At 58.6% G+C, this 17,139-nt stretch carries 13 protein-coding genes; 4 read left to right on the top strand and 9 right to left on the bottom strand.

All coding sequences use genetic code 11. The annotated features are described in order from the left end of the window. Positions 1-412: 412 nt before the first annotated feature. The 5 genes from HOP44_RS09470 to HOP44_RS09450 form a co-directional block, all read right to left on the bottom strand. The gene (locus tag HOP44_RS09470; RefSeq protein ID WP_172252711.1) at positions 413-1,267 is read right to left on the bottom strand and encodes a VOC family protein; all 855 of its coding nucleotides are present in this window, start codon (positions 1,265-1,267) and stop codon (positions 413-415) included. Between the two features lie 209 nt (positions 1,268-1,476). Continuing rightward, entirely contained in the window at positions 1,477-2,448 is a 972-nt protein-coding gene (locus HOP44_RS09465; RefSeq protein WP_172252709.1) for an acetylxylan esterase, read from the bottom strand. Between the two features lie 28 nt (positions 2,449-2,476). Then, positions 2,477-3,040, bottom strand: coding sequence for an O-acetyl-ADP-ribose deacetylase (locus HOP44_RS09460; RefSeq protein ID WP_172252707.1), 564 nt, complete (start codon positions 3,038-3,040; stop codon positions 2,477-2,479). Between the two features lie 187 nt (positions 3,041-3,227). Beyond that, positions 3,228-4,064 carry a DsbA family protein gene (locus tag HOP44_RS09455; protein WP_172252705.1) on the bottom strand — a complete coding sequence of 279 codons (837 nt, stop codon included), beginning with the start codon at positions 4,062-4,064 and terminating at the stop codon, positions 3,228-3,230. 246 nt (positions 4,065-4,310) lie between these two features. After that, the gene (locus HOP44_RS09450) at positions 4,311-5,540 is read right to left on the bottom strand and encodes a DUF418 domain-containing protein (RefSeq protein ID WP_343059826.1); all 1,230 of its coding nucleotides are present in this window, start codon (positions 5,538-5,540) and stop codon (positions 4,311-4,313) included. A gap of 160 nt (positions 5,541-5,700) precedes the next feature. On the opposite strand from HOP44_RS09450, the gene HOP44_RS09445 reads away from it, so the two are divergent. The 3 genes from HOP44_RS09445 to HOP44_RS09435 all read left to right on the top strand — a co-directional run bounded on the left by HOP44_RS09445 (position 5,701) and on the right by HOP44_RS09435 (position 8,891). After that, positions 5,701-6,417, top strand: a complete 717-nt coding sequence (locus HOP44_RS09445; protein ID WP_172252701.1) for a response regulator transcription factor — start codon at positions 5,701-5,703, stop codon at positions 6,415-6,417. Continuing rightward, entirely contained in the window at positions 6,414-8,228 is a 1,815-nt protein-coding gene (locus HOP44_RS09440; RefSeq protein ID WP_172252699.1) for a sensor histidine kinase, read from the top strand. The genes HOP44_RS09445 and HOP44_RS09440 overlap by 4 nt, the downstream gene beginning before the upstream one ends. A 189-nt stretch (positions 8,229-8,417) precedes the next feature. Next, positions 8,418-8,891 carry a MarR family winged helix-turn-helix transcriptional regulator gene (locus tag HOP44_RS09435; RefSeq protein WP_172252697.1) on the top strand — a complete coding sequence of 158 codons (474 nt, stop codon included), beginning with the start codon at positions 8,418-8,420 and terminating at the stop codon, positions 8,889-8,891. A gap of 77 nt (positions 8,892-8,968) precedes the next feature. Here the strand turns inward: HOP44_RS09435 and HOP44_RS09430 are convergent, their stop codons facing one another. The 3 genes from HOP44_RS09430 to yicI all read right to left on the bottom strand — a co-directional run bounded on the left by HOP44_RS09430 (position 8,969) and on the right by yicI (position 15,518). Then, on the bottom strand, positions 8,969-9,697 hold the full coding sequence (locus HOP44_RS09430; protein WP_172252695.1) for an MBL fold metallo-hydrolase: 729 nt from the start codon (positions 9,695-9,697) through the stop codon (positions 8,969-8,971). Positions 9,698-9,874: 177 nt separating this feature from the next. Then, on the bottom strand, positions 9,875-13,096 hold the full coding sequence (locus HOP44_RS09425) for a glycoside hydrolase family 3 C-terminal domain-containing protein (protein ID WP_172252693.1): 3,222 nt from the start codon (positions 13,094-13,096) through the stop codon (positions 9,875-9,877). Between the two features lie 106 nt (positions 13,097-13,202). Beyond that, the gene (gene yicI / locus HOP44_RS09420) at positions 13,203-15,518 is read right to left on the bottom strand and encodes an alpha-xylosidase (protein WP_172252691.1); all 2,316 of its coding nucleotides are present in this window, start codon (positions 15,516-15,518) and stop codon (positions 13,203-13,205) included. 250 nt (positions 15,519-15,768) lie between these two features. Here yicI and HOP44_RS09415 point away from each other — a divergent pair, with 250 nt between their 5' ends. Beyond that, on the top strand, positions 15,769-16,713 hold the full coding sequence (locus HOP44_RS09415; RefSeq protein ID WP_172252689.1) for a helix-turn-helix transcriptional regulator: 945 nt from the start codon (positions 15,769-15,771) through the stop codon (positions 16,711-16,713). Between the two features lie 78 nt (positions 16,714-16,791). Here HOP44_RS09415 and HOP44_RS09410 read toward each other — a convergent pair whose 3' ends face one another. Continuing rightward, on the bottom strand, positions 16,792-17,124 hold the full coding sequence (locus HOP44_RS09410; RefSeq protein ID WP_172252687.1) for a hypothetical protein: 333 nt from the start codon (positions 17,122-17,124) through the stop codon (positions 16,792-16,794). Between the last annotated feature and the right edge of the window lie 15 nt (positions 17,125-17,139).

Raw genomic sequence — 17,139 nt, 5'->3', positions numbered from 1 at the left:
TTCGTACGGTAAACGTCATTCGCCGAAACCGGCTTGGCCAGATCGATGGGGCTGCCTGCAGCCTGTCCGTTCACCGTCTCCAGGCGCTTGCGCTTGGCCCGGCGCAGGATCCACGATCCAAGCAGAAGGAACAGCACACCCGGCAGCACAAAAACAGAGAAAACCCGATCGCTGTCGTTGCGGTCGAAGATCCGATGCCCGGCTTCCACGTATCGAGCACGAACCAGATCCCCATGGCGACCCCATAAACGCTGAGCGTATTGATTAGAATCCCGACCCCTCTCATCGCGGCTTTCCCCCTTTTCCCTCCGGATCCCGACTTGTTCGACGGCTTGTCCGTTCAAATTATACAGCAGCCCGGAAACAAAGAAAACGGCTTTCCCCGAAGGGAAAGCCGCCGTTATGTTTTCGGTCAGGCGAAACGCAGTACGGCACGATTGCCGAACGGGTCGAGCGCCGACGGACCTTCCGGCGTATTCGCCACTTCGATCCCGGCTTCGCGGAGCGCTTCGACCGCTCTGTCCAAGGCTTCCGCGTTCGGGTATTCGATCGTAAAATAGCTCAGGCCGACCGCATTGGCGGGAGCTGCCGGAGCGCCGACACCCGCCCAGGTATTGAGGCCCATATGATGATGATACCCGCCCGCCGAGACGAACAGCGCGCCCCCGCCGAAGTGCAGCACCACATCGAAACCGAGTCCGTCCACGTAAAATTCGCGCGCTGCCGGCAGATTGCCGACATGCAGATGAACGTGTCCGATCAACGTTCCGGCCGGCAGCCCGTTCCAGGCTCCCGCAAGCTTCAGCAGCGATTCCACGTCAACCGGATCGCTGGCCATGACATACTCCCCTTTGGCGTCCGTCTGCCACTGCGAGCGCGGGCGATCCGCGTAAATCTCGATGCCGTTGCCGTCCGGGTCGTTCAGATAAAAAGCTTCGCTGACCAGATGGTCTCCCTGGCCGATACTCAGCCCGTATTCCGCCAAATGGCGCAGCGTTGTGCCGAGTGCTTGACGGCTCGGCAGCAGGATGGCGAAATGATACAACCCCGTGACGCTTTGCGGCCGCGGAGTTTGCGCATCCGCCACCTCTTCGATGCCAAGCAGCACGCCGCTGCCTTCCACGCCGAACTCGGCCGTTGTGTCGGTACGGCTCGTCAATTCGAGACCGATCACTTCGCTGTAATAGCGAACGGAACGTTCGATCTGGCTGACTTTCAGCTGTACGCGCCCCATATGGGCATCCGGATGTATCGAATAGCGATTCATAAAGACAACCTCCTGATTTTACTTATAGCATTTTTTATTATGCATGAGTAATATTTTTAATAGATCTATCTTAAATCATTAAGTTACAAAAGTAAAGTAAATGATTTAAATAAACCTACAATTGCGAATCCGCGTATTAAAAAGAAGCCCGGGCCGGCGGAACGATTCCGCGTTTGCCGAAGCTTCAGTGACTGCGCTTGTTTGGCGATTCAGGACAAACCCGCATGCCGGGTCAAAAATTCCATCGCCAATCGATTCTGTCCGTCCGATACCCAATGGCCGTCGAACGGATAGACGCGCATTTCTTTGTCCGAACCGATCCGGTTGTACGCCGCATAGACCGTCTCGGGCATACAGCACGGATCTTTCAATCCGCACGATACCATTACCGGAATATCGATCCGATGCGCCAGATTGAGATTATCGAAATAACTGAGCGTCTCCAGCACGGCTTCCAGATGCTCGGGATGCTTGCTTACGAATTCTGCCGCTTCCAACAGGGAGCTGTTCGAATTGAGAATGCCGAAGTCCATATGGCACATGTTCGGGATATGGGCGACCGCCGCTTTGGGCACGGAACTGAGCGCAGGCACGATCAGCGCAAGGCCTCCGCCCTGACTGCCGCCGATTACGAAGACCCGCTCCGAATCCGTTTCCGGCTGTGCCGATGCCCATTCCGCCGCGCGGATCGCGTCGATCGTGATCGCCCGGTAGTAAGCCGTTTCACGGTCCAGGATACCCGGCGTCAGCCAGCCTTTGACCGCGCCGTAAGGCTGGGCCAACCGGCTTCCCGTATCGCCGCTTTGTCCGCGGACATCGATCGAGAGCACGGCAAATCCCATCAGGATGTAATGGGCAAAATGCTCCGGCATGCCTTTGCTGCCTCCGTATCCGTGATAATGGACAACGCAGGGGAAAGCCGGATTCGATTGGCCGGCCGCGGCCGGCTTCGGTGTCAGATACCAAGCATGCAGCGGCGTATCGTCCGCTCCTTCGTAGGTGGTCCGGTAGACGTTCATGCCGCTCATCGGGGTCGCTACAAGCTCACGCGTTCCGTTCAGCGGCTTGTCCGCATACTCGGCCAGAGTCGATTCCCAGAAAGCGTCCAGATCCCGCTTGGCCGTGAGGGACGGACGATAGCGCTCCAAATCCTGGATTCTCGTTTCGATCGCGTTGGTCATCGCTTTGCCTGTTCTCCTTTTTGCCGCTTTATCGGTCTTCCCGCTCCAGCAGGCTCCGGTAAAGTCGTTCATTCTCTTCATCGTAGCAGATGAAAGCCACTTCTTCCAGAAACGTTTCGATAGAATCCGCGGAGGGGTTGACCAGCAGGCCGCGGACCGTGGTCCAGGCTGTTTGGGCCGCCGCTTCTTTGGGATATCCGTAGATACCTGTCGAAATATTGGGGAAAGCGATCCGCTTCGCGCCCGCCGCCCGCGCTTCTTCGATACTTCGGACATAGCAGCTGGCCAGCAGCCGTTCTTCTCCTTCGTTCCCGCCCCGGTATACCGGTCCCACCGTATGGACGACGATATTCGCGGGCAGGCGGCCGGCCGTCGTGACAACGGCATCGCCCGTCTCGCACTCTCCCTGCCGGCTGCGAATTTTGCGGCACTCCTCCAGAATGGCCGGTCCGCCGGCGCGATGAATCGCTCCATCCACTCCTCCGCCTCCAAGAAGCGAAGAATTCGCCGCATTCACGATGGCATCGGTCTCGTATTTCGTAATATCGCCCCGAACGATTGCGATCCGGGTTCCCTGTATGATTCGCTGCATGTTTTTGCCTCCTTGGAGTTTGTCCCATCTTTTTCTTTCCCCGATTCGGACAGGTACGAACCGGCTTCAACCGGCAGGGCGGCTGTCAAAAGGGCTCGAGCCTCTACGCAAAAAAGCCTTTCGGCTTCGACCCGGTATTCGCCGGGTTGTCTGCCAAAAGGCTTCATGTACGATTAAGGAGCTGCAATCAGTCGGCTTTCGCGGTCTCGATCGCTTTTTCCACATTTTCGAGCGTCGGGTTATCCACTCTTGTACCGTTTACGAAAATCGAAGGCGTGCCGGTGATTTTGCTGTCGTCGCCGGCTTTGACATCGGCATCGACGGCGGCTTGGTACGTTTTGTTTTTCAGGTCGGCCGTGAATTTCTCTATATCGGCGCCTTTTACGTTTTCTTTGACCAGATCGACCAACGCCTCTTCCGTTACCCAGCTCTCTTTTACTTTGTTTTCGTCCTGATTCGCGTAGACCGCTTTGTTATACGCCCAGAAATATTCCGGGTTCTGTGCATGCAAAGCTTCCCCGCCCAGTGCCAGCAGCATGGAATCGTCGGCCAGGAACGGATAATCCGCGAATTGGAACGAAGCTTCCTTGGTGTCGAGATACTTGGTCTTCAGTTCGGGCAGTACCGTTTCTGTCCAGATTTTGCAGTCCGGGCATTTGTAATCGCCGAACTCGACAATTTTGACATCCGAATCCGGATTGCCCAGCGTCGGCTGCTTCGATGCGTCGTAACTCGTCAGAATGACCGGTTCCGCGGGAGCGGCCGTCTGATTTTCTCCGACTCTGGTCAGTACATAGATCAAGACCGCCAATACGACGATCAAGCCGACAAATCCCAGAGCGATTGCGCCCAGGTTGCTTTTCTTGCGTTTGGTTCCCGACGTCCACTGCGAAGCGGCCGTGTTGGTGTTCTGCGTTTTTGCCTGCTGCGGTCTTCCGTTTGTCTGTCTCGGAGCGGCTCCCGTATTTCTCTGGGCCCCCTGCGGCTTGCCTTTTTTCGGCGCCGGCTTTTTGTTTTTGCTCATTCTTTTTCCCCTTATCCTCAAGTTTGCCCGCCGGTCGCACGCAGCCGAATACGGCCGCCGCCCGACAGGAACGACTGTATTTGATTATATCGAGTTTTGGCGGTCCGATTCAAGCTCGCCCGGCATCTCCCGCGAAATAATGCCTCGAATCCGGCTATACCGGCAAGCTTTTTGTCCGATCGGCTGTATTCCGGCACGCCAAAAGCCCGTTCCGGGAGGAATGGGCTTTTGTGTGCTTCTTTATTTTCAGGACACCCGTGCGGTCTCCCGGGCGGCTTCCGGACTTCGTTTGCTTTTCCGCGGCTGCCCTTTCCAGGACAGATAGGTCCAGATCCGCAGGATCTTCTCGACAGGACCCGTGCGGAATCGGGCCAGATACAGCGGACTCAGCCACAGTTGAACCGCGTAGACCGCCAGCACGATCACCGTCCCGACGAATACGCCGGCACGGCCGAACCATCCGAATCCGTATCCGTAAAAGATCGTTGTACAGAGGACCGTCTGCATCAAATAGTTCGTCAGCGACAGCCGGCCTACCGCCTCGAAATTCCGGAGAATGCCCCATTTTCGGGACTTCGTATACAGAAGCGCAAACGCATAGATGTATCCGAGCGACAGCACGGCTCCTCCGACCGTTTCTCCGATTCCGATACCCGGGAGTCCGCCTCCGCCAAGCTGCGGGGCAAGAACGCCGTACGTTTTGGACAGCAGGCCGACCGAAATGAACAGAATCGCCCGGCGTTTATACATACTTCGCATCGCCTGCGGATCGTCGAACGTCCCGATTCGGGCGGCGCGCATGCCCAGAAGAAACATCGGCGCAATCAGCAGCGGGGCAAAGACGCCGGCCAGAAGCAGGAACCATCCGTCTTCTTCTCCCAGCGGATCGGCATGGTTGCGGAAGTCTTTGATCTCCGCATACGTTCCGCCGCCGTAAATATCCCGGCTCTGCAAAATATAGCTTTGGGTATGCGCCGACGAACCGATTGCAGCTTCGGACGGGTCAACGGGCCAGGCTCCCAGTACGCCCATAACCGTCATCAGCAGAACCGCCCAGATCAGCAGCGTTTTGGGACTGCGGTTCAGGAACAGCAGCAGAAAAAAGCCGGTCATGCCGTAGAACGTCAAAATATCGCCTTCCCACAAAAACGTGGCGTGCAGCATTCCAATGCCCAGCAGCAGCAGAAAACGGCGTGCCAGATGGCATTTGGGACGCAGTTCCCGCGCTTTCAGACTGTCCGCGAGCTTCACCATGCCGAAGCCGAACATGTACGCGAAGATCGGTATAAAGCTGCCGACGACGACAATAAACAGGAACGAGTGAAACGCCAGGTCCGCCCCTTGAATGCCGAACAGCTGCGGTTGACTCTCTCCGAACAATCCGTACTGGAAAATAAGCATGTTGGCCAGAATAATACCGGCCAGGCTGAATCCGCGCAGCCCGTCAATCAGTTGAACCCTTTTGTTTGGAATCATATCCATCACCTCTGAACCCAGTGTAACCCGGCGCGTTGAAGAGCCGCTAAAGCCTTTCTTAACGTTTGCTTAACTCGGTGTCGAAGACGCGCAGCCGTGTTAAGATGACGGAAGCAGCAGGGCCCGGCGATGCCGGACCCGCGCAAGAAGGAGGATGTTTATGAATACGGCCAGAATCCTGATCGTGGACGACGAGAAAGCGATCGTGCAAATGATCGAAATCGTCCTGCGCAAGGAAGGCTTTGAACATATTTATACGGCGGGCACAGCCGCCGAAGGCATGGCGCTGCTGCAGGAACACGGCGCGGATGTTATTCTGCTCGACGTAATGCTTCCCGACCGCAGCGGCTTCGAACTCGGTCCCTGGATCCGGGAACAGTCGCAAGCGCATCTGATCTACCTGACGGCCCGCACGACCGATCTCGATCGGCTGACCGGATTTGCCGTGGGCGGAGACGACTATGTAACCAAACCGTTTAATCCGCTGGAAATCGCGGCCCGGATCAAAGCCCGCCTTCGACGGAAAACGGAAGAACCGTCCGCCGCTTCCGTTCCTGCGGATCCGCGCCGCCGCTACGACTTCGGCGGCTTCGTACTCGACGAGAAAGCCGGCGAACTGCTGGTTCGCGGGGTGCCCGTTCCCTGTCCCGCGCAGGCGTATCAGCTTCTGCTGTTCCTGTGCCGCAATCCGAATATCGTCTTTTCCAAATCGCAGCTGTACGAATCGGTCTGGGGATTCGATATGAGCGATGACAACACGGTGATGGTCCATATCCGCAAGATCCGCGAGCGGATCGAACCGGACCCCGGCTCTCCCCGTTATCTGCTGACGGTTCGCGGGCTCGGCTATAAGCTGACCCGGGGAAGCTTGGCATGAAGAAGCCGCCGAAGGTCAGACCCGGACGTATCGCCAGACGTCTGGGCCTGCATTTCACCGTCCAATTCTTCATGATCTGGCTGTCGGTATTGGCCACGATCTTCGTGGCGCTCTTTGTCGTGCTCTACTATACCGGCAACGAACAGCTCAAGAGCGCGTCTCCTCCCGAGATGCTGGAGTCTCTGTCGCTTGAGACGATCATCGAAAACGGCAGCGTCGAACTGCCGGATCTTTGGCCGCAGCAGCTGCAAAAAAGAGGCTTTTGGCTGCAGATCATAGGCGCAGACGGCCAAGCGGTCTATGCGGCGAATGTCCCGGGCGACGTACCGAACCAGTATTCCGCCGCCGAACTGCTTCGCGTGACGGATACGCACCGATTGGGCAGATACAAGACGACCACCCTTTACGAAGAGCTTTTCGGCGAGCGGAATCTGTATCTGCTCGGACAACGCGATCCGAATGCCGAAAAGCTTGAGGAATGGTTCGGGCAGTATTCCGAGAACGGACGGATCGCGGCATCGGCCGAAGAACGCCTGGCCGGCGAAGCCAGGCAGCGCGGCGCGGCGCTTCGGATATTCGACGGCAGCGGAACCGAAGTGCAGCGTTTCGAAACCGATCCGGACCGCGAGGCGCCAAGCGCGCTGGATCTGGTCAAAATCCGTTCGGCTCCGGGTACCGCGGATACCGGACTCGCTTATTATTACGATCCGGAATCGGGTTATACCTGGATGCTGGAGTGGCCTAAGGCCGATACGGAATCTCCGCAGCAGCCGATGTTCAGCCTTGTGCTTAAGGTCTCGGGCCTTGTGGGAGCCGCCATTCTGCTGCTGACGCTTGGGCTTGCGGCCTGGCACGGCTATCGGTACGGCGGGCCTCTGCTGCTCTTCATGCGCGGATTCGAGCGGATGGGCCGGGGCGAGTACGGGCAGGTCTTCACGGAGAAAGAGCGCCGGAAGATTTATCGCAAAAACGGACGCTTCCGCGCCCGTTACAAGCTGTACCGCGAAGTCATCGCGGGATTCTCCGATATGGCCGGCAAGCTCGCCGGCGCCCGCGACGAAAGAATTCGGCTGGAGCAATCACGCGAAGAATGGATGACGGGAATTTCGCACGATCTTCGGACTCCTCTGACTTCGGTGCAGGGCTACGGCCATCTGCTCGAGAGCGGCCAGTTCAGCTGGAGCGGGCGGGAGCTGCGGGACATGGGCGGAACGATCCGCGAAAAAAGCGCCTATATGCTGGAGCTTCTGCAGGATTTCTCGCTGACCTTCGAACTTAAAAACCAGATTCCGGGCGAACAGCTGGAACCGCTCGAGCTGAACGAATTCGTCCGCAGGGCCGCTCTGCGATATGTCAACGACGCTACGCTGCCCGGCTTGTCGCTCGGCTTCGAAGAAAGCGCAGGACCCGTCGAAATCCAGGCCAATGCCAAATGGTTTCAGCGGCTGCTCGACAATCTGATCTCCAATGCCATCAAACATAACCCTGCGGGAACCGAAATCGTACTGGGCCTGCGCCAAGAAGGCAGCGAAGCGGTCGTCACGGTACAAGACAACGGGGCCGGCATGGATAAAGAGACCCAAGCCCGACTGTTCGACCGTTATTATCGCGGCACCAACACCGATGAAGGAGCGGACGGCGCGGGCCTCGGCATGAGTATCGCCCATGCGATTGCAGCGGCGCACCAAGGAACGATCCGGGTCGAATCGGAGCTTGGCCGGGGCACGACGATTACCCTGAGTTTCCCGGTATCCCGGCCGCTGCCCGAAAACCCGGATTCTCCTGCGTCTGCCGGACAAGGCGGAAGATAAAGCCCGGCACGTATTGATCGAAGAAGAAAAGTCCGCGCAAATACGTCTGATTGTCTCTATTTTTATCGAACGAAAGGCATTTGACACCGCTTTCCGAACTTCGTATACTTGCGTGAGCACACAGCAATGAGAACAAGCAGGCCGGACCCGCGGGGGGCGGAGACCGGCCGCGCGTGAGGAGGATTAACCTTGTACCAGCCGCAGGATTCTATCGGTTTTCAACTGGGTGTGATCTATCGCAAAGTCAGCAACCGTCTGGCCGCCCGGCTTAAAGATTATGACCTGACTCCCGAACAATGGTCGGTCATGTGCTGTATCTGCTTCAAGGAAGGCATGAACCAGAAAGAGATCGCCGAACGTACGGTCAAAGACCAGCCGACCGTGACCCGTATTCTGAATGTGCTGCACCGCAAAAACCTGATCATGCGCAGCAGCGACCGGACCGACCGCCGGGCGTACCTGATCTATCCGACCGAAAAAGGCCGCCGGGTGACGGAAGAGACCGCGGTCATCGAACGTCATCACAATGCGGCCATGATCGAAGATTTCACGCCGAAACAGCTGGAAGCATTGGCCGAAGCGTTCCGCAGGATCGAACGCAATGCGGAAAGCTACGACGACACCTCGCCGCTTGAAACGGACAACGAGCCGGATCCGTCCTAAAAACGGTTTCGAGCGGGTTCCTTTCCCGGGCCCAAACCGACATACATAACGAGCGCGAACAGGAATCCAGCCGGCATTTACTGCCGGCTTCTTTTTGATTTTTTCGTTTCGATCTGCGTCTGCCGGGCTTTTACCGCCGTTTCGGCCCGCTCGGCTTCCTGCTCCAGATCTCCCAACTGCCCCGCGGGACGGTACACCGTGCCTCCGTGGCAGACCTCGAGGCGCTCGGGATCGAGTGCGCGGAGCACATTTCCGCTGCGCAGCGCAAGAGCCGGGTCCGGGCTGAACCGGGCCGGCAGCAGCCTGCCGCGCTTCGCATGGAACAAGTCCCCGCCCAGCAGTACCTGATCCTGCGCATGGAAGTACACGACATGCCCGGGCGAATGGCCGGGCGTGAAGAACGGCTGAAGGCTGCCGATCGGGGCCAGACCGTTTTTTCCTGCTGCGGCCAGCGGCTGCAGCAGGCCTTTTTGGACATGGGCGAACGGCCTGCTCTTGCCCGGATAAGCGAGATCCCCTTCCGCGTAGGCAATCTCCCGTTCATGCATATAGACCGGAACCGGATACCGCGCCAGGATCGTCTGGAGCGAACCCACATGATCGGAATGGCCGTGCGTCAGCACGATCCGTTTCAACGGGCCCGCCCCCGTGCGTTCGATCTCTTTCAGGATGGACCCCGCCATCCATTTCAAGCCCGTATCGACCAGTGTGACTCCGTCCTGTTCCGCCACGATCCAGACATGGATCGGCAGGCCTACCCAGACGCCTACGCTTCGTATATGTTCCGAAACCGCTTTGACTCCCATATCGAGATTGCTCCATTCTGCCTTTAAGGCCGGGTTGATTCGTTTCCCGCAGCCAAAAGCCGCCTCTTGAACATAAGAGGCGGCTTTCCGGCTGTCAAGCGGCGGCAATAGCTTACCTGCGGCGAAGCCTCTTTTTCCGGACCGTACCCGACCTATTTCTTCGCCTATGCCGATCGTCTATTCCTCGGCAGGAAGAAGCGTCAGTTCGCCCAGGCGGATCGATCCGTGCAGAAGGAGACGCAGATCGACCGGCGTCTCCGGAAAAGAACGATCTGCGCGCACCTGCCCCGTAAGGGTGCTCCACTCCCCTTCGGTCGCTCCGGCGATATCGGCTACGCCGAGTCGAGGGCCGTCCGATTCTCCAAGGTGCAGCTCGATCCGGCCCGCCGTTCCGCCGTTTCGTACCCGCAGCTTCCAGCCCGCAGCGCCCCGGGACATATCGACATCGCGAAACAGCAGTACGCCCGGAGAAGTCGGATCGGCGCTGCGGACCGCGGTCAGGCCCGATTCGCCTTCGTCCAGCAGCACATTGTCGTAATCGTCGAAGTTCTCCGCCCGCGTCGCTTCGTACAGATTGCGCGCAGGCACGGTCTCGCCTTCGATCACGACATTGATCTGCGCCCGGATATCCGCGGAAGAAGCGCCGATCATCAGCGTATACACGCCGGATTCCACGCAGAATTTGCTTCGCGTCACGTCCCAGAACGCAAGCTCGCGGACCGGCAGTTCGAACAAGACGCTCACCGAACTGCCTGCGGGAACAGGGACCCGTTCGAAGCCTTTGAGCTGTTTGAGCGGACGTTTGACTTTCGACGCTTGGGCGCGAACGTACAGCTGCGGCACTTCTTCGCTGTCAGCCGCTCCCTCGTTGACCATATCGATCTCAAGCTTGATGACATCGTCGGGTCCGAAAGTGCCTCCGTTCAGCTTCGGTTTCCCATAGCGGAAAGACGTATAAGTCAGCCCGTAACCGAACGGATAGAGCACTTCGCCGCCGAAGTATTGATAGGTCTGTTCGCTTTTGATAATGTCGTAATCCAGCATAGGCGCCAGATCGTCTTCCGAGCGGTACCACGTCATACTGAGCCGGCCCGCCGGAGCCGCTTCGCCAAACAGGATATTGGCGACTGCCGTGCCCATCTCCTGGCCGCCGTGCGCCGTATAGAGAATCGCCGGCACAAGCTCGGCAAGTTCGCCCAGCGCGAACGGGTAGCTGCCGACGATCACGACGACCGTGCGCGGATTGGCTTCGTGTACGGCACGGATCAGCTGTTCCTGGCTCGGCGGGAGCTTGAGCGACGGACGGTCGATCTCTTCCTTGCCGTTGATATAAGGGCTGCTGCCGACACACACGATCGCGACATCGCTCTGCCTGGCCGCTTCGGCGGCCTGCTCGGTCCCGCTGCGCACCGTCTGCACAAGCAGTACGGCGGCATCGTCTTCGCGCCGCGCGGCAAGAGCGCGCAGCGTGCGCCGTCCTGCGGATGCCGCAGACGCTCCTTCATGCCTCGGCGTATCGCCGACCGGATCCTTCTCAGACCAGCCGAGCGGTTGGCCGTTCCATTGGCGCAGCTTCGCTCCTCCGTCCGGTTCTTCCTGCAGATCGAACAATTCTTTGACGAACCATCCTCCGACCTTCTCCGCCGAAGCCGACACTGGCTTGTCTTCCTCTGCATGAACGAATCTGCCGTTGGCATGGGCTTGAAGCGTATGCTGCCCCCAGCCCCAGCGGGTCAATTCAAACAGCGAAGCGTCGCGGCCGCCCGGCTGCCGATCTTCCGCAGGATCGGCCTGCTTGCCGCCGGGAGCGATGCCCGCCTGGGCCTGTGCGCCGTGTTCGCCGCTGCGCAGCGCAAGCACGCCGTCTTCGCCAGGCTGAACGGCGAGCACGCTGCCGTCTGCCGCATCCACCAGCCGCACCGTATCGCTGCCTTCGACATAGCGCACGCGGCCCGCTTCGCCGCGCTCTGCCGCCTGAACACTGCCGGACCCGACTTGGCCGGACGCGGCCCGAACGCCCAGCCAGCGCTCCGCTTCGTCAAAAGCGCTCAGCGCTTCGTTCGCTTCCCGAACCGTCCGCGCCGCGTCGGTACGCTGCGCACGCTCCCTGACGGATCCGGCCGTGCGGCCGCTTTCGGACCGCTCCTCTCCCGCGGCGGTACCCGCCGGATCCGCTTCCGCTTCGCTCTCCGCCGGGATCTCCGCATCCAGCTTCGCCCGGATGCCGTCGAGGATCGACACGCGGTACGGCAGCGTGCCGCTGTACCAATCCGTCCAGACCGCATCGGCCGTCGGTCCAACGACGGCTGCGCCGGATACCTCCGCGCGCCGCAGCGGCAGAATCCCGTCGTTCTTCAGCAGCACGACGGACTGCTCCGCCGCACGCTGCGCGAGCTCGGCGTGTTCCGGTGCGCACAGTATCGATTCCGGAATCCGCGCATAGGGATTGGCGTCTTCCGGATCGAACTGCCCGAGCCGGAACCGGATCCGGAAGACATTGACCAGCGCGCGGTCGAGGTCTTCTTCGCCGATCAGGCGTCGCGCAAGCGCTTCGCGAACAGCCGCGATCACAAGCGCCGGTTCGTCGGTCAGACTGTCGACGCCGGCCAGAAGCGCGCCCGCCGCGGACTCGGCATGCGAATCATGATACTTGTGGAAATTCACCGTCTGCGACAGGTCCCCTCCGTCGCATACCACAAAACCGTCCATCTTCCATTCCTCTTTGACGAACCGCCGGACATAAGGACTTTCGATCGCCGGCGTTCCGTTGATCGAATTGTAGGCGGTCATCATCGACAGCGCACCGCCTTCCTCGAACGGAATCCGGAACGCTTCGAGATAATATTCGCGCATATTGCGCGGCGTGACGCTGGATGAGCCGTCCAGTCGGCCGACTTCGTTGTTGTTGGCGAAGAAATGCTTGAGCGTCGCGACCATTTTAAGATAAAACGGGTGATCGCCCTGCATCCCGCGCGCAAGCGATGCCGTCAGTTTGCCCGTGAGATGCGGATCTTCGCCGTAAGCTTCTTCCGTTCGTCCCCAGAGCGGATTCCGCTCCATATCAACCGTCGGCGCCCACAGCGTCAAGCCGTGCGTTTCCGGGTCGCTTCGGTGATAAGCGCGAGCTTCGTTGCCGATAACCGAGCCGATCTCTTGCAGCAGTTCCTTGTTCCAGGTCGAAGACAATCCGATCGGCTGCGGGAATACCGTCGCCGCGCCTTTCCAGGCCACGCCGTGCGCCGCTTCCCCTCCGATGCTGTAAGCCCGAACGCCGAGCCGTTCTACCGCAGCCTGCCGCGTCGGCAGGAGCGTCAGCTTTTCTTCAAGCGTGAACCGGGCAACCAGGTCGCGCACCCGTTCTTCCACGGACTGCCGATGATCCAAATATAAAGGCGTCATTTTTTACCTCCTCCAAATAAAGCGTTCTCAGGATTGGATAAGCCAAACGGGGTAAAGCTTCTCCCCGGTTCGGAAAGAAGCTTTACCCCTATACTTGACTTGGTACTTACAGCTTAACCGTTACGCTGCCGCCGGCAGGCGTCAGCAGAAGACCCTGCTCGCCGGCTTCATGCGAAGCGCCGTCCACGCCGGACACTTCGGAAATGCCGCGCAGGACGAGCTTGACGTTTTTGCCGCCCGAAACGCTGATCTTGATCTCATTGCCGCTGCGTACGGCCGAGGCTTCGACGACCGCCTTCGCGTCGAGACCGATGATGTTCACGGAAGCGGTCTTGCCGTCTTCCAGATCGAACAGATGCAGCGTCACGCCGTCGGCGTAGTCGTAGTCCGGTTTGCCGTCCTGGCTGCCGACAGCCAGCAGCGTACCTTCTCTGACGAAGACCGGCAGGCTCATGAAGTCGTAGTTTTCGCTGTACCAGCGTCCGCCCTGCTTCGTCTGGCCGTCCAACAGGCCTGTCCATTTGCCCGCAGGCAGATAATAGGTCACGTCGCCCTGCTCGTTGAAGATCGGAGCCACGAGAATCGAATCGCCGAACATGTACTGGAGATCCAGCGGTCCGCAGGTCGGATCTTCCGGGAACTCCAGGAACATCGGACGCATCATCGGAATGCCGCGTTCCGCCGATTCCGCAGCCTGGTTGAACAGGTACGGCATGAGCGAATTTTTGAGCTTCGTGAACTTGCGCAGCACGTCGACCGCTTCGTCGTCGAACAGCCAAGGCACGCGGTACGAGTCGCTGCCGTGCAGGCGGCTGTGCGAAGACAGCAGGCCGAACTGCACCCAGCGTTTGTATACGTCGGCCGGAGCCGTCTGCTCGAAGCCGGAGATATCGTGCGACCAGAAGCTGAAGCCGGATACGCCGAGCGACAAGCCGCCGCGCAGGCTTTCCGCCATCGACTCGTACGTCGACGAGCAGTCGCCGCCCCAGTGAACCGGAAACTGCTGGCCGCCGACCGTAGCCGAACGGGCGAACAGCGCCGCTTCGTTTTTGCCGAGTTTGTTCTCCAACACTTCGAAGACCGCTTTATTGTATTGGAACGTGTAATAATTGTGCATTTTGACCGGATCGGAACCGTCGAAGTATACGACGTCTTCCACCGGGATTCTTTCGCCGAAGTCGGTCTTGAAGCAGTCTACGCCCTGATCGACCAGTTCTTCGAGCTTACCCTGATACCATTTCACCGCGGCCGGGTTCGTGAAGTCCACGATGCCCATGCCCGCCTGCCACATGTCCCACTGCCAGACGCTGCCGTCTTTGCGTTTGAGCAGGTAGCCGTTTTCCATGCCTTCTTCGAACAGGACGGATTTCTCCGCGATGTACGGGTTGATCCAGACGCAGATTTTCAGTCCTTTGTCCTTGAGGCGCTTGAGCAGTCCCGCAGGGTCGGGGAACACGTCTTTGTCCCATTCGAAATCCGTCCACTGGTATTCTTTCATCCAGAAGCAGTCGAAGTGGAACACGGACAGCGGCAGGTCGCGCTCGCTCATGCCGTCGACGAAATGGTTGACCGTTTCTTCGTCGTAGTTCGTGGTAAACGAAGTCGTCAGCCACAAACCGAACGTCCAGGCCGGCGGGAGCGCCGGTTTGCCGGTCAGCTTCGTGAAGTTATCGAGGACGTCTTTCGGATTTTCGCCGCCGATGATGAAATATTCCAACGTTTCGCCTTCTACGCTGAACTGCACTTTCGACACGTTTTCCGAAGCCACTTCGAACGAGACTTTTTCCGGATGGTTGACGAATACGCCGTAGCCTTTGTTCGAGATATAGAACGGAATGTTTTTGTAGGACTGCTCGCTGCTCGTGCCGCCGTCTTCATTCCAGATATCGACCGTTTGGCCGTTTTTCACGAACGGGGTGAAGCGCTCGCCCAGACCGTATACGTATTCGCCCATGCCCAGATCGAGCTGCTCGCGGAAGTAGGTTTTGCCTTGGGCTTTGTTCTCGATATGCGCCGCACGGCGGAACGCGCTGCCGGTCAGGCGGCGGCTGCCGTAATGGAACTCGCTGGCGAAGCCCGTATTGCGGTTGATGCTGACTTTGAGCTCGCCGCTTTGCAGCGCCAGCAGCTCTTCGTTATTGGTAATCTGCACGTTCGTCTCGGATCCGTACAGTTCGAATTCGGGAGTCTGTTTCACGCCGCCGGCGTGACGGTTCAAGCGAACGCGGATGACGTTCGGCATCGGCGAGCTGTAGGTCGCTTTGAGCAGCGTCGCATTCAGCGTGTCGCCCCGTTTTTCCACTTTTTTTGTTGCCGCATAGACCGTGAAGGAATCGTCCTTCTGTACCACGTCGCGGATGTCGACCGGATTCTGCAGGTTGTATCCGTCGCGGACCATCCAATATCCATCGGTAAATTTCATGCGTATAAAGCCCCCTTGAAATTGTCGAATGCCCTCGGCGCCGTTGTATGATCGCCGTGACTACATATATAATGATATTGATCTTTAAGTGAATTTTCTTCCGTTATTTTGATCTAAAGTATCGTTATTTTGATATTTTCTATCCCGCCCCTCTCTTAATGACCACAATTTGGAAACGATTTCATATTTGACGGTGTTCGATACGTTTTCCGCTGCGCGTCGCACCGTTCGATCGAAGGAGGACTTCTCTATGGAACGCGCTTTGTTAAAAGAAGAACGCATACACGGCAATCCCATGTACCCCGTCAGCGTTTACGTTATGGAAGATTTGGATTACACGACGATCATGGATTCCCACTGGCACGAAGAAATGGAATTTACGATCGTTACCCGCGGAACGATCCGGTTCCAGATCGGCACGGAATATTACGAAGTGTCGCGGGGCGAAGCGATGTTCGTCCACGGCGGCGAGCTGCATGCGGGCCACCGGATCGGCGACGAACCGTGCGCGTTCTCGGCGGTCGTGTTCGACGGGGATTTTCTGTCCAGCCGGGGTTACGACGCGCTGCAGGAACGGTTTATCGAACCTCTGCTGCAAAAAAAATCGCTCCCGCCTTCGCATCTGACCGGACGCGAAGACTGGGAGCGCGATATTCTGGGATTGATTGCGGCGATCATCTCGGACAACGAACGTTCCGTTCCCGCTTACCAGCTGATGACCAAAGCCCGGCTGTGCCAGATTTTCGCGCTGCTGCAGGGGCATATGCGCGAGAATATTCCGGCGGCTTCCGGCGGTGACGGCGAGAAAATCCAGCGGCTCAAAAGGGTTCTCGGTTATATGCATCAGCATTATCCGTCCCCGATCAAGCTTAGCGATCTGGCGGGTCTGCTGAATATGAGCGAAGGACACTTCTGCCGCTTTTTCAAAAGCATGGTCCATAAAAGCCCTGTCGATTATCTCAACCGTTACCGGACCCAGCAGGCCTGCCGGCTGCTCGAAACGAGCGGACACAAGATCGTGGAGATTGCGATGGAAGTCGGCTTCGACAGTCTGAGCTATTTCATTTCGGTGTTCAAGCAGCACCAGGGCTGCACGCCTTCGCAGTACCGCAAACGACTCAAAGCGGCCGCCGAGGCTTCCCATTCTCCGACGTTTGCCCGGATTGAACCGGCGGTCGGCGGCAGTGAAGCGTAATCGCCTGCTGCGAATGCCGCCTGCTGCGTTCGATTCCAATACGCGGCTGTCGGGATTGCCGAGCAGCACCGTGAACAGTTAGTCCCGGACCGGCAGCCGAACGCCCCGGCGCGAGAAGGCTTCAAGGCTGCCGCGCACGACCGCTTCGCAGTCTCTCCAGAAATCGTCCGTCGAGATAGGCTCCAGCTGTTCGCGCAGCGGCTTGCCGACCGCCTGCGGCGGCATATACATCAGGCCGCTCAGCGTCAGTACGTCGAACCCGCCGGGTTCCGCCGCCTGAAACGGAATCTGCTGGATTTCCCATTTGGGCCGGAAAGGCCCCATCGTGTGGGTTCGGTACAGCTTGCGCTTTTCCCGCTCCGGCGCCTGCATGATCCTGCGGTTATACGTCGTCGGAACGCAGCGTTGCAATACGCATCCGTTTTC

The organism is Saccharibacillus deserti (genome assembly GCF_013618475.1).
GTDB classification, from domain to species: Bacteria; Bacillota; Bacilli; order Paenibacillales; family Paenibacillaceae; genus Saccharibacillus; species Saccharibacillus deserti.
This window is presented reverse-complemented; position numbering and strand designations above follow the sequence as displayed.

What these genes read in the sequence shown, in the direction of transcription:
- HOP44_RS09430 (WP_172252695.1), bottom strand. Translation starts at nt 9,697, where the DNA reads ATGGGAGTCAAAGCGGTTTCGGAACATATACGAAGCGTAGGCGTCTGG.
- HOP44_RS09440 (WP_172252699.1), top strand. Translation starts at nt 6,414, where the DNA reads ATGAAGAAGCCGCCGAAGGTCAGACCCGGACGTATCGCCAGACGTCTG.
- HOP44_RS09465 (WP_172252709.1), bottom strand. Translation starts at nt 2,448, where the DNA reads ATGACCAACGCGATCGAAACGAGAATCCAGGATTTGGAGCGCTATCGT.
- HOP44_RS09470 (WP_172252711.1), bottom strand. Translation starts at nt 1,267, where the DNA reads ATGAATCGCTATTCGATACATCCGGATGCCCATATGGGGCGCGTACAG.
- HOP44_RS09445 (WP_172252701.1), top strand. Translation starts at nt 5,701, where the DNA reads ATGAATACGGCCAGAATCCTGATCGTGGACGACGAGAAAGCGATCGTG.
- HOP44_RS09450 (WP_343059826.1), bottom strand. Translation starts at nt 5,540, where the DNA reads ATGATTCCAAACAAAAGGGTTCAACTGATTGACGGGCTGCGCGGATTC.
- HOP44_RS09460 (WP_172252707.1), bottom strand. Translation starts at nt 3,040, where the DNA reads ATGCAGCGAATCATACAGGGAACCCGGATCGCAATCGTTCGGGGCGAT.
- HOP44_RS09415 (WP_172252689.1), top strand. Translation starts at nt 15,769, where the DNA reads ATGGAACGCGCTTTGTTAAAAGAAGAACGCATACACGGCAATCCCATG.
- yicI (WP_172252691.1), bottom strand. Translation starts at nt 15,518, where the DNA reads ATGAAATTTACCGATGGATATTGGATGGTCCGCGACGGATACAACCTG.
- HOP44_RS09425 (WP_172252693.1), bottom strand. Translation starts at nt 13,096, where the DNA reads ATGACGCCTTTATATTTGGATCATCGGCAGTCCGTGGAAGAACGGGTG.
- HOP44_RS09455 (WP_172252705.1), bottom strand. Translation starts at nt 4,064, where the DNA reads ATGAGCAAAAACAAAAAGCCGGCGCCGAAAAAAGGCAAGCCGCAGGGG.